Here is a 12,248-nt window from a genome sequence, read left to right as displayed (position 1 = left end):
ACCACCAGCACGCAGTCGGGCCGGGCCTTCTGGCAGATCTCCTCGAAGGCCACCATGATCTTTGCAGTCTGGGTGGCATGGCTACCGCCACCGGCTTCCAGGTGGTAATCCGGCTTGGGGATGCCCAGCTCATCGAAGAAAACGTCGCTCATCTCCCGGTCGTAGTGCTGACCGGTGTGGATGATCCGGAACTCGAAGCGGTCAGCCCGCGCCTGCAGGGCACGCACGATCGGCGCGATCTTCATGAAGTTGGGCCGGGCGCCGGCGACCAGGTAAATCAGGGAACGGGACATGGGGGAAAAACTCCAGGAGGAAGACGGGACAGCCCGGGAACATCCCGCGCCATCCCCTTTCAGGATGATGAAACAAGGGGCGTACCGGCGCGCGGCGAAGAGCCGCCCGCCAGCAGTTCAGGCAAAGGTTTCACACTCCGCCAGGGGCTGGCCCGCCACATCCTTGGCCGACAGCAGCGGCGCGCCCGGCAACAGGTGCAGCGGCCACTCGACGCCCACCGCCGGGTCATTCCACAGCAGGCTGCGCTCGAACTGGGGGGCGTAGTAGTCGGTGGTCTTGTACACGAAGTCTGCCGAGTCGCTGGTCACCAGGAAACCATGCGCAAACCCCGGCGGCACCCAGAGCTGGCGGTGGTTCTCTTCGGAGAGCTCCACCCCGGCCCACTGACCGAAGGTCGGAGAGGCCCTGCGCAGATCCACCGCCACGTCGAAGACACTGCCCCGCACCACGCGCACCAGCTTGCCCTGAGCTTGCTGGATCTGATAGTGCAGACCCCGCAGCACGCCCTGGCCCGAGCGGGAATGGTTGTCCTGCACGAAATCCACGTCGAGCCCGGTGGCTGCGGCGAAGGCCTTGGCGTTGAAGCTCTCCATGAAAAAGCCGCGAGCGTCGCCGAACACCCTGGGTTCGAGGATCAGGAGGCCCGGGATGGCGGTTTCGATGACCTTCATCAGAACACCTTCTCTTCAATGATGCGCTGCAGGTACTGGCCGTAGCCGTTCTTGGCCAGCGGAGCAGCAAGCCTGTGCAGCTGCTCGGTGGTGATCCACCCGGCGCGCCAGGCGATTTCCTCGGGGCAGGCGATCTTGAGGCCCTGGCGCTTCTCGATGGTCTGGATGAAGAGGCTGGCTTCGAGCAGGCTCTCGTGGGTGCCGGTGTCGAGCCAGGCATGGCCACGGCCCATGACCTGGACGTCGAGGGCACCCCACTCCAGGTACTGGCGGTTCACGTCGGTGATCTCCAGCTCGCCGCGCACGCCGGGCTTGAGGTTTTTGGCGACCTCGACGACACGGTTGTCGTAGAAGTAGAGGCCGGTGACGGCGTAGCGGCTCTTGGGCTGGGTGGGCTTTTCTTCGAGGCTGATGGCGCGGCCATCCTTGTCGAACTCGACGACGCCATAGCGCTCGGGGTCGTGCACCGGGTAAGCGAAGACGGTGGCCCCCCCGGTCTGCTTGCTGGCGGCCCGCAGGCCGCTGGCGAAGTCGTGGCCGTAGAAGAGGTTGTCGCCGAGCACGAGGGCGCTGGGGCCGTTGCCGACGAAGTCCTCGCCGATGATGAAGGCCTGGGCGAGGCCGTCCGGGCTGGGCTGGACGGCATACTGGAGGTTGAGGCCCCACTGGCTGCCGTCACCCAGGAGCTGCTCGAAGCGCGGGGTGTCCTGGGGGGTGGAGATGATCAGGATGTCGCGGATGCCCGCCAGCATGAGGGTGCTGAGGGGGTAGTAGATCATCGGCTTGTCGTACACCGGGATGAGCTGCTTGGAGACGGCCAGGGTGGCCGGGTGGAGCCGGGTGCCGGAGCCGCCGGCGAGGATGATGCCCTTGCGTTGCATGATGGGAGCCTTCTTCAGTTCGGGAGGATTTCGGTGAGCATGCGCTCGACCCCCTGCTGCCAGGGGGGCAGGATGAGGCCGAAGGCCTGCTGGAGCGCGTCCGTGGCCAGCCGGGAGTTGGCCGGACGCCGCGCGGGGGTCGGGAACGCGCTGGTCGCGACGGGTTCGATGGCGTCCAGGGCGACCCGGATCGGTACCCCCCGGGCGCGGGCGAATTCGATGACGTGACGGGCGTAGTCGTACCAGGTGGTTTCACCGCCGGCGACCAGATGATACAGACCGCCCAGCGCCGGATCGGCGAGGGTGGCGCGCAGGGCGTGGGCGGTGACGTCGGCAAGCAGGTCGGCGCCGGTGGGTGCCCCATGCTGGTCGTGGATGATGGTGAGGCGCTCCCGCTCGGCGGCGAGCTTGAGCATGGTCTTGGCAAAGTTGCCGCCGCGGGCAGCATAGACCCAGCTGGTGCGGAAGATGAGGTGACGGCAGCCGCTCTGACGGATCAGCGCCTCACCTTCGAGCTTGGTGGCGCCATAGACCGACAGGGGGCCGGTGGGGTCATCCTCGGTGCGGGGGGTGCTGCCACTGCCGTCGAAGACGTAGTCAGTGGAGTAATGGACCAGCAGGGTGCCGCGCCGGGCCGCTTCCCGGGCGAGGACGCCGGGAGCCAGCGCATTGAGGGCACGGGCAAGCTCCGGTTCGCTCTCGGCCTTGTCCACGGCGGTGTGGGCGGCGGCATTGACGATGATGTCGGGGGCAACGGCATCGAGGGTGGCGATCAGGCTGTCCGGGCGGGAAAAGTCGCCGGAGAGGCCGGGGGCACCGTCGTGATCAAGGGCGATCAGCGCCCCCAGCGGTGCGAGGCTGCGCTGGAGCTCCCAGCCCACCTGGCCGTTCTTGCCGAAAAGAAGGATCTTCATGGTGGGGCTCAGCGCTGGGCGTAGTTGGTTTCGACCCACTCGCGGTAGGCGCCGCTCAGGACGTTGGCAACCCAGTCCTGATTGGCCAGATACCACTCGACGGTCTTGCGGATGCCGGTCTCGAAGGTCTCGGCAGGACGCCAGCCGAGTTCCCGCTCGATCTTGCGGGCATCGATGGCGTAGCGGCGGTCATGGCCGGGGCGGTCGGTGACGAAGGTGATCAGGCGGCTGTAGCTGCCGGCCGGATCGGGCTTGAGCTCGTCCAGGAGGGCGCACAGGGTGTTCACGATCTCGATGTTGGGCTTCTCGTTCCAGCCGCCCACGTTGTACACCTCGCCGGGAACCCCCTTGTCGAGGATGGCGCGGATGGCGCTGCAGTGGTCGGTGACGTAGAGCCAGTCGCGGACCTGCATGCCGTCGCCGTACACCGGCAGAGGCTTGCCGGCCAGGGCGTTGGCGATGATCAGGGGGATCAGCTTCTCGGGGAAATGGTAGGGGCCGTAGTTGTTGGAGCAGTTGCTGGTGGTCACCGGCAGCCCGTAGGTGTGGTGCCAGGCCCGCACCAGGTGATCGGAGGCGGCCTTGCTGGCCGAGTACGGGCTGTTGGGCTCGTAGGTCTTGGTCTCGGTGAAGGCCGGATCGTTGGGCCCCAGGGAGCCATAGACCTCGTCGGTGCTCACATGGTGAAAGCGGAATCCCTCCCGGGCTGCGCCGGACAATCCCGTCCAGTACGCCCGGGCCGCCTCCAGCAGGGTAAAGGTGCCATTGACGTTGGTGCGGATGAACTCCCCCGGACCGTGGATGGACCGGTCCACATGGCTCTCGGCGGCGAAGTGCACAATGGCACGGGGCGGGTGCTCGACGAGCAGGCGGTCGATGAGTTCGCGGTCACAGATGTCGCCCTGCACAAAGATATGCCGGGGGTCATCCTTTAGGGAGGCCAGATTCTCCCGGTTGCCTGCATAGGTCAGGGCATCGAGGGTGAGCACCGGCTCGTCGCAGGAGCGCAGCCAGTCGAGAACAAAATTGGCGCCAATGAAGCCAGCGCCGCCAGTGACGAGAATCATGAGAGATGCACCTGAAGAGTATCGAACCTGTCGTGCCACGGGCCTGCCGCATCGGCATCCCAACCAGTGTGCAATTATGACAGGGCCGCCCTCCCGATGCGCCGTGAAGTGCACCCGCAGCATCCGGCATCCGGGATCTGGCATGACGGAATCCACAGGCACCTGCCGCTCATCACAAAGATGGACCACAATACCCGGCGCGCGCACGTGTCCGTCGCGCCCCGGGCTGGACGCAACACGATCAACACCAAGGAGGCATCCTCTCCATGAAGGCTGCTGGCAGCTGGACGTCTGGCTACATCCTGAAACGCATCGCGCTGCCGACGCTGCTCTCCGCCGTATGCGCCGGGTTGGTCGGCGGGCTGACCCTGGACCGCCTGGAGCAGGCCCACGCCGAGGCAGAACGAGGGGCGTTCACCCTCGAGACCCGGGAAATGGCCCTCCGGATCAACGAACGGGTCAAAGCGTACAGACAGGTCCTGCGGGGTGCCCGGGCCCTCATCCTCGCCTCGTCGGTAGTGACCCGGGAAGAGTGGCGTGACTATGTGGTCGGCCTGCTCCTGGATGCCGACTACCCGGGAATACAGGGGGTCGGCATGGCGGTTCCGATCGCGCCCCAGGACCTGGCCCGCCACGAGCAGCAGATCCGTACGGAAGGCTTCCCCGACTACCGTGTCACCCCCCCGGGGCCGCGGGAACACTACTCCGCGATCGTCCTCCTGGAACCCTTCGACTGGCGCAACCAGCGGGCCTTCGGCTACGACATGTACTCGGAGCCGACTCGCCGCGAGGCCATGGAGCGCGCCCTTGCCCTGGGCACTCCAGCCCTCACCGGCAAGGTCAGCCTGGTTCAGGAAACGGCCACCGACCGGCAAGCCGGTGTCCTGCTGTACCTGCCTGTCTTCAAACCCGAAATGCCCCTGGGCACCCAGGCAGAGCGGGAGCGAGCCTTCATCGGCTGGGTATACAGCCCCTTCCGGATGAACGACCTGATTACCGGCACCCTGGGGGACTCGGAACCCCGGATCCGCGTCCGGATCTATGACGGGCGCACCCCGACGCCCGACCAGTTGCTCTTTGACAGCCACACCGATGGGGAACCGCCCGGCGCCCTGTTCACCCAGAGTCTTCTCGAGCTCGACAGCCGGGTCTGGACCCTGCGCTTCGACAGCATCGGCACGCTCGCCATCGACCAGCAGGCCCGGGACATGGAGCGCATCGCGGTGATCCTGATCGGCAGTCTCTTCGTCCTCCTCACCGCCTCCTTACTTGTCACCCGGGAACGGGCGCGGGCACTGGCCCTGACAGGCGCCTCCCTGCAGGCCAGCGAGGCGCGCTACAGCACCCTGGTGAACCTGTCCCAGGACGGTATTGCGGCGCTGGATGCAGAGCTGCGCTTCACCTTCCTGAACCCGCGCCTGATCGCCCTGCTCGGCTATCCGGAACAGGAGATCCTGGGCAAGCGTCTTGACCGGATCTGGGCCGAGCAGGACAAGAGCCGCAGCGCGGCGGTACGGCAACGCCTGCGACGGGGGGTGGCCGCCAGCGCCGAACAGACCCTGCGCAAAGCCAGCGGCGAACTCCTCACCGCCATCATCACTGACGCTCCCCTCCTGAACGCGGATGGCCACCTGCAGGGGGTGATCCTCACCGTCACCGACATTTCCGAACGCAAGGAATCCGAGGAACGCATCCACTATCTGGCCACCCACGACCCCCTGACCGGGCTGGCCAACCGGGCCATGTTCCTGGACCTGATGGATACCAGCCTGCTGATTGCCCGGCGCAACCATAGCCGTGTCGCCCTGCTCTACCTGGATCTGGATCACTTCAAGGAAGTCAATGACCGCCTGGGGCATGCCTCCGGCGATGCGCTGCTGATCGAAGTGGCCAGGCGCATGCGCTGCTGCCTGCGGGCCAGCGACCTGCTGGCCCGCCAGGGCGGCGACGAATTCATGGCCCTGCTCCAGGACGTGGGCGGCATGCAGGAAGCCCTGGCCGTCGCCGAAAAAATCCGCGCGGCCATCGACGCCCCCTACCACCTCGAGAACGGCATCTGTCGCGTCTCCGTGTGCATCGGCATTGCCCTCTATCCGGACCACGGGGAAGACCTGGACAGCCTCAGCCGCCGGGCCGATGAAGCCATGTACCGGGCCAAGGACGGCGGCCGCAATGGCGTCGCCCAGGCCACCCTCGCGTCCCCCTCCGTCGCCGGTCCCAGCAACACCGTGGATGCCCTAGAATCCTGACCGACCCTGGCCAACCCGGCCAGCTTCCAGCCGGCCCTTCCTGGAGACCCCATGTCCCGCCACACCAAGATCGTTGCCACCCTTGGCCCCGCCTCCTCCGACCTCACCACCCTCGAACGCCTGGTCCAGGCCGGCGTGGATGTAGTGCGCCTCAACTTCTCCCATGGCAGCGCCGACGACCACATCACCCGGGCCCGGCAGATCCGCGAAGCCGCCCAGTTGGCGGGCCGGCCGGTCGGCATCCTGGCCGACATGCAGGGCCCCAAGATCCGCGTCGGCAAGTTCGAGGAAGGCCGGGTCACCCTGGTCAAGGACGCCCCCTTCATCCTGGACGCCAGGCTGACCGACCCCGGCAACGTCCACAAGGTGGGACTGGACTACAAGGATCTGCCCCGCGACGTTAAACCCGGCGACGTGCTGCTGCTGGACGACGGCCGCCTCAAGCTCAGCGTCGAGCGGGTCGTCGGCCATGAAATTCATACCCGGGTCCTGGTGGGCGGCGAGCTTTCCAACAACAAGGGCATCAACCGTCAGGGCGGTGGTCTCACCGCCCCGGCCCTGACCGCCAAGGACATGGACGACATCAAGACCGCTGCCCTGATCGGCGTGGACTTCGTGGCGATCTCCTTTCCGAAAGGGGCTGCCGACATGTACATGGCCCGCCAGCTGCTCCGAGCCGCCGGCAGCAGCGCCCTGCTCATCGCCAAGATCGAACGCACCGAGGCGGTGGCCAATCTCGAAGAAATCCTCGATGCCTCTGACGGCATCATGGTGGCCCGGGGCGACCTGGCCGTGGAAGTGGGCGAAGCCGCCGTGCCGGCCCTGCAGAAGCGGATGATCCGCGCCGCCCGGGAGATGAACAAGCTCGCCATCACCGCGACCCAGATGATGGAATCCATGATCCACAGCCCGGTCCCCACCCGGGCCGAAGTCTCCGACGTGGCCAATGCCGTGCTCGACGGCACCGATGCGGTGATGCTGTCCGCCGAGACCGCCTCCGGCAAGTTCCCGGTCGAGGTGGTGGAGTCCATGGCCCGGATCTGCCTGGAAGCCGAGAAATCTGCCGAAGTCACCATGGACCGGGACTTCCTCGACCGGATCTTCACCCGCATCGACCAGTCCATCGCCATGGCCGCCATGTGGACCGCCTACCACCTGAAGGTCAAGGCCATCGCCTCCCTCACCCAGACCGGCTCCACCGCCCTGTGGATGAGTCGCCTCAACAGCGGCGTGCCCATCTACGCCCTGACCCCGGAAACCTCGGCCCGCAACCAGATGACCCTCTACCGGGAGGTCTACCCCCTGCTCATGTCCCGGATCCACGGCGACCGGGACGTGATGCTGTGGGAAGCCGAGCAGATCCTGCTGGAGCAGGGCGTGGTCACCTACGGCGACCTCATCGTGCTGACCATCGGCGAGCCCATTGGAGCCCCCGGCGGCACCAACACCATGAAGATCGTCCGGGTTGGCGAGACCCCGCGCCCCGGTCCCCTGTAAGCAGACCCGTCCATCGGAGCACGGGAAGCCTGCCGGCCGCGCAGGCTTCATGCCGGCTTGGTAGAATGCCTGCTTTATTGTTTACCCGGCCGGACCCCGGCCCACCGGAGATAAAACCATGTCCCTCGTTTCCATGCGTCAGCTGCTCGACCATGCCGCCGAATTTGGCTACGCCCTGCCCGCGTTCAACGTCAATAACCTCGAACAGGTCCAGGCCATCATGGAAGCCGCCGCGGAAACCGACAGCCCGGTGATCATGCAGGCCTCCGCCGGTGCCCGCAAATACGCCGGCGAGGCCTTCCTGCGCCACCTCATCGACGCTGCCGTCGAAGCCTACCCCCACATCCCGGTGGTGATGCACCAGGATCACGGCCAGTCCCCGGCCATCTGCCTGGGGGCCATCCGCTCCGGCTTCTCGTCGGTGATGATGGACGGTTCCCTGCACGAAGACGGCAAGACCCCGTCCTCCTACGAGTACAACGTGGACGTGACCCGCAAGGTCGTCGAGATGTCCCACGCCATCGGCGTCAGCGTCGAAGGCGAGCTGGGCTGCCTGGGCTCCCTCGAAACCGGCCAGGCCGGCGAAGAAGACGGCGTCGGCGCCGAAGGCACCCTCGACCACGCCCAGATGCTCACCGACCCCGACCAGGCCGCTGACTTCGTCAAACAGACCAACGTGGACGCCCTCGCCATCGCCATCGGCACCAGCCACGGCGCTTACAAGTTCACCCGCAAGCCCACCGGCGACATCCTGGCCATCGAGCGCATCAAGGAAATCAACGCCCGCATCCCCAACACCCACCTGGTGATGCACGGCTCCTCGTCGGTGCCGCAAGAACTCCTCGAGATCATCCGCAATTACGGCGGCGACATGAAGGAGACCTACGGCGTACCCGTCGAGGAGATCGTCCGCGGCATCCAGTACGGCGTGCGCAAGATCAACATCGACACCGACATCCGCCTCGCCATGACTGGCGCGATCCGCAAGTTCTTCGTGGAGAACCCCTCCAAGTTCGACCCGCGGGAGTTCCTCAAGCCCGCCCGCGAAGCCGCCAAGCTGGTCTGCAAGGCCCGCTTCGAAGCCTTCGGCACCGCCGGCAACGCCAGCAAGATCAAGCCCGTCAGCCTGGAGAAGATTGCCGCGGGCTACAAGAGCGGCGCCCTGAACCAGATCGTGCGCTAACCGAACGCAGGGCATGTCAGAATCGGGGCCGGCTTGCCGGCCCTTTTTCGTTTCAGGAGACTCTCATGGCACTCCCCTGGTCCACCCTCGTCAAGGCGATTCCCTGGTCGGACGTGATCGCCAAGGCCCCGGACATTGCCCAGGGCGCAAGGAAGCTCTGGCAAAAAGCCGCCCAGCGCACCGACACCACCCACCCCGAAGACATGCCCGCCCCGGAAACGGCCTCGGGCCTTGCGGACATGCGCCTGGCCGAGCTGGAAGGACGCCTGGCCCAACTGAACGCCCGCCAGCAGGAAACCGCCGAATTGCTGGCGGCCCTGGCCGCCCAGAATGCAGAGCTGGTCCGGCTGGGCGACAACATGCGTGCCCGCCTGGGGCGGCTCACCTTCGCGTGCGCCTTCCTCACCGCAGGCCTGCTGGGTCTGGGACTTCTGCTGATCCTCCGCCCCTGAATTGCGGCACCACCACAACGGCGCAGGACCGACAGCACCGCGCTTGCACAATCCCGCCTTGCCAGCCCACCTGCCGTAGCGGCAGGATGATCCCCCGGATTCATTCCGGTACGCGAGCCTCCACACCCCCATGACCCTGCCCGACCACTTTGCCGAGCATGACCTGCGCCAGGCCCTCAACGAGGAATTCCACGCCCGTCCGCCGGTCCCCCTGGAAAGCCCCACCCTGGTCAGCTACCTCGCCATGCACCACGAGGGCGGCGAGGCCGGGGCTGCCCAGACACACCTGATCTCCCTGGGAGAACACCTGGGGCAGGTCATTGACGCCGAGGGCCGCCACCGCCTCATCGACTGCGGGCATTTCCAGCTCAAGTGGGAGCTCCACAGCGAGTTCTCCAGCTACACCTTCTTCCGTCCCGTCGGCGTAGGCGAAGGGCTCGACGGCAGCACCACCGCCCTGGCGGCCGTGCCCCGGGCCTGGCTGGCCAGCATGCCCGGCAAGCTGATCGTCGCCACCCACCTGGAACTGCGCAGCGCCGCCGAGATCCCCCCCGCCAGCGTGATGAGCCGGCTCTCCCCCATCGGCAAGCAGATGGTCGGCGCCCAGGTGGCCGACGGAGCGGCCTGGGTGTTCACCGACTTCCTGTTCGAAGAGGGATTTTCACGCTTCCTGATCATCGATGTCGCGCTGACCCGTCGCCAGGCCGGCCGGACCATCCAGCGCCTGGTGGAGATCGAGACCTACCGGCTGATGGCCCTGCTGGCCTTCCCGGTGGCCAAGGACGTGGGCCGCCTGCTGGGCCGCGCCGAGCATCACCTGGCCACCCTGATGGACCGCACCGGCTCGGCCCGCAGCACCGAAGACGAACACAGCGTCCTGGCCGACCTGACCACCCTGGCCGCCGAAGTGGAACACTCGGTGGCCCGCACCACCTTCCGCTTCGGCGCGGCCCAGGCCTATCACAGCCTGGTCATGCAGCGGATAGCCGAACTGCGGGAGCAGCGCATCTCCGGCCTGCCGACCTTTCACGAATTCATGGAACGCCGCCTGCGGCCCGCCATGAACACCTGCGTCACCATGGCCCGCCGCCAGGAAGACCTCTCCAGCCGCGTCGCCCGCAACAGCCAGCTGCTGCGGACCCGGGTCGAAGTGGAGCTGGAACGCCAGAACCAGGCGCTCCTCGCCCAGATGAACCGCCGCGCCAAGCTCCAGCTCCACCTGCAGGAAACGGTCGAAGGCCTGTCGGTGGTGGCCATCACCTACTACGCCTCCCAACTGGTCAATTACATGGCCAAGGGCGTCAAATACCAGATCGCCCCCCTCACCCCCGAGACCATCACGGCCATCGCCATCCCCATGATCGCCGCCCTCGTCTACACCGGCCTCCGGCGCATGCGGAAAAACCTGGCCCTCAACCACTAACCCTTCACCCTTCACCCCTCCCCCCCTATAATCCCCCCTTTGCCCAACGGACCCAGCACCCGTGACCACTCCGCTCTTCGAATCCACCCTCCGCAGCCTGCCCCTGCTGGGCCGCGGCAAGGTGCGTGACATCTACGCCATCGACGCAGACAAGCTACTCATCGTCACCTCCGACCGCCTGTCCGCCTTCGACGTGGTCCTGCCCGACCCGATCCCCCGCAAGGGCGAGGTCCTCACCGCCATGGCGAGCTTCTGGTTTGCCAGGCTCGGGCACATCGTCCCCAACCAGCTCACCGGCATCGACCCCGAAAGCGTGGTGGCCGCCGACGAGCGGGATCAGGTGCGTGGGCGTGCCCTGGTCGTCAAGCGCCTGACCCCGCTGCCCATCGAGGCCGTGGTCCGTGGCTATGTGATCGGCTCCGGCTGGAAGGATTACCAGGACACCGGCGCCATCTGCGGGATTGCCCTGCCCCCCGGCCTCCAGCAGGCCCAGAAGCTGCCCGCACCCATCTTCACCCCCGCCTCCAAGGCCGACGTGGGCGACCACGACGAGAACATCAGCTTCGAACAGGCCCAGGCTCGCACCGACGCCCTGCTGGCAGACGCCCTCAAAGGCACCGGCAAGACCGGTGCGCAACTGGTGACCGAGGCCCGGGATGCCGCCATCGCGCTGTACACCCAGGCCGCCGACTTTGCCGCCACCCGCGGCATCCTCATCGCCGACACCAAGTTCGAGTTCGGCATCGACGCCGCCGGCACCCTGCATCTGATCGACGAAGCCCTGACTCCGGACTCCTCCCGCTTCTGGCCCGCCGACAGCTACGCCGTGGGCATCAGCCCCCCGAGCTACGACAAGCAGTATGTGCGCGACTACCTGGAAACCCTGGACTGGGGCAAGGTTGCCCCGGGCCCCAGGCTGCCGGCGGACGTGATCGCCCGCACCGCCGCCAAGTACGTGGAAGCCTACGAGCACCTGACCGGTCAGACCCTCTGACCCCACGCACCACCAAAAAGACACCTCGCCGCGGCGAGGTGTCTTTTTGAGTGGGCGGCGCAGGATCAGCCGACCTGGAACAGATCGATGAGCGCCTGGCGCTCGGCGGCGGACTCGGCCAGCAGATCCTCCAGCAGGGCGTCATCCAGCCCCAGGGTGGCGGCCTTGGCCAGACCGTGGCGGTAATCCTCACGCTCCGGGGAAAACGGATTGCGGGTCTCCGCCACCAGATTGGCAATGAAAACCAGGTCTGGCAGGGTCCGCGGCGGCCATTCACCGCCGTAGATTTCCGGATCGTCCACCGCATCCACCAGTTCCCGGGGCATGTTCATGGAAGCCAGCACCGCCCGCCCGATGGGGGCGTGCCAGACCTTGACCAGATCCGACAGGGGGCTGTCCTCGCTCAGCAGCTCCGGATATTCCCAGACCCGGGCCAGCAGAAAGAACTGCCCGATGTCGTGGACCATCCCGGCAAAGAAGACCGCATCCGGATCCAAGGCCGTACGCCGGCGGGCCAGCACGCAGCCAGTTGCCGCCACATCCACACTGTGGGCCCACAGCTTGCGGATCAGCGGCTGATAAGGGCCGAGCATCTCCTTGTTGATCAGCTGTTCCGCCGAGAC

Annotated in this window: 12 protein-coding genes; 6 read left to right on the top strand and 6 right to left on the bottom strand. The window is 66.6% G+C overall.

Annotation, left to right across the window (positions count from 1 at the left end; all coding sequences use genetic code 11):
* The 5 genes from PHD22_RS14295 to rfbB all read right to left on the bottom strand — a co-directional run.
* Nucleotides 1–293 (bottom strand): UDP-N-acetylglucosamine 2-epimerase (locus PHD22_RS14295; protein WP_299868238.1); only part of this gene is annotated, 293 nt, incomplete at its 3' end.
* 117 nt (nt 294–410) lie between these two features.
* Entirely contained in the window at nt 411–965 is a 555-nt protein-coding gene (rfbC, locus tag PHD22_RS14290) for a dTDP-4-dehydrorhamnose 3,5-epimerase (protein ID WP_299868235.1), read from the bottom strand.
* The gene (gene rfbA / locus PHD22_RS14285; protein ID WP_299868241.1) at nt 965–1,849 is read right to left on the bottom strand and encodes a glucose-1-phosphate thymidylyltransferase RfbA; all 885 of its coding nucleotides are present in this window, start codon (nt 1,847–1,849) and stop codon (nt 965–967) included. The genes rfbC and rfbA overlap by 1 nt, the downstream gene beginning before the upstream one ends.
* An 11-nt stretch (nt 1,850–1,860) precedes the next feature.
* Nucleotides 1,861–2,760: a dTDP-4-dehydrorhamnose reductase gene (gene rfbD / locus PHD22_RS14280; protein ID WP_299868232.1), complete on the bottom strand. Its 900-nt coding sequence runs from the start codon at nt 2,758–2,760 to the stop codon at nt 1,861–1,863.
* 8 nt (nt 2,761–2,768) lie between these two features.
* The gene (rfbB, locus tag PHD22_RS14275) at nt 2,769–3,827 is read right to left on the bottom strand and encodes a dTDP-glucose 4,6-dehydratase (protein WP_299868229.1); all 1,059 of its coding nucleotides are present in this window, start codon (nt 3,825–3,827) and stop codon (nt 2,769–2,771) included.
* Between the two features lie 266 nt (nt 3,828–4,093).
* On the opposite strand from rfbB, the gene PHD22_RS14270 reads away from it, so the two are divergent.
* From PHD22_RS14270 to PHD22_RS14245, 6 genes are all read left to right on the top strand, one after another.
* Nucleotides 4,094–6,076, top strand: a complete 1,983-nt coding sequence (locus PHD22_RS14270) for a CHASE domain-containing protein (RefSeq protein ID WP_299868226.1) — start codon at nt 4,094–4,096, stop codon at nt 6,074–6,076.
* Nucleotides 6,077–6,127: 51 nt separating this feature from the next.
* Nucleotides 6,128–7,573, top strand: a complete 1,446-nt coding sequence (pyk, locus tag PHD22_RS14265) for a pyruvate kinase (protein WP_299868223.1) — start codon at nt 6,128–6,130, stop codon at nt 7,571–7,573.
* A gap of 118 nt (nt 7,574–7,691) precedes the next feature.
* Nucleotides 7,692–8,756 carry a class II fructose-bisphosphate aldolase gene (gene fba / locus PHD22_RS14260; protein ID WP_299868220.1) on the top strand — a complete coding sequence of 355 codons (1,065 nt, stop codon included), beginning with the start codon at nt 7,692–7,694 and terminating at the stop codon, nt 8,754–8,756.
* Nucleotides 8,757–8,821: 65 nt separating this feature from the next.
* On the top strand, nt 8,822–9,208 hold the full coding sequence (locus PHD22_RS14255; protein WP_299868216.1) for a hypothetical protein: 387 nt from the start codon (nt 8,822–8,824) through the stop codon (nt 9,206–9,208).
* A gap of 130 nt (nt 9,209–9,338) precedes the next feature.
* Nucleotides 9,339–10,631, top strand: coding sequence for a DUF3422 domain-containing protein (locus tag PHD22_RS14250; protein ID WP_299868213.1), 1,293 nt, complete (start codon nt 9,339–9,341; stop codon nt 10,629–10,631).
* A gap of 61 nt (nt 10,632–10,692) precedes the next feature.
* Nucleotides 10,693–11,625 (top strand): phosphoribosylaminoimidazolesuccinocarboxamide synthase, encoded by a 933-nt coding sequence (locus PHD22_RS14245; protein ID WP_299868210.1) that lies wholly within the window; start codon nt 10,693–10,695, stop codon nt 11,623–11,625.
* A 65-nt stretch (nt 11,626–11,690) separates the two neighbouring features.
* Here PHD22_RS14245 and PHD22_RS14240 read toward each other — a convergent pair.
* Nucleotides 11,691–12,248, bottom strand: a 558-nt coding sequence (locus tag PHD22_RS14240; protein WP_299868207.1) for an HDOD domain-containing protein, incomplete at its 5' end; no start/stop codon positions are given.

It is taken from the genome of Zoogloea sp. (assembly GCF_028693495.1).
In the GTDB taxonomy this organism is placed as follows: Bacteria; Pseudomonadota; Gammaproteobacteria; order Burkholderiales; family Rhodocyclaceae; genus Zoogloea.
Note: the sequence above shows the minus strand (reverse complement) of the source record. Positions and strands in the feature narration are given on the sequence as shown.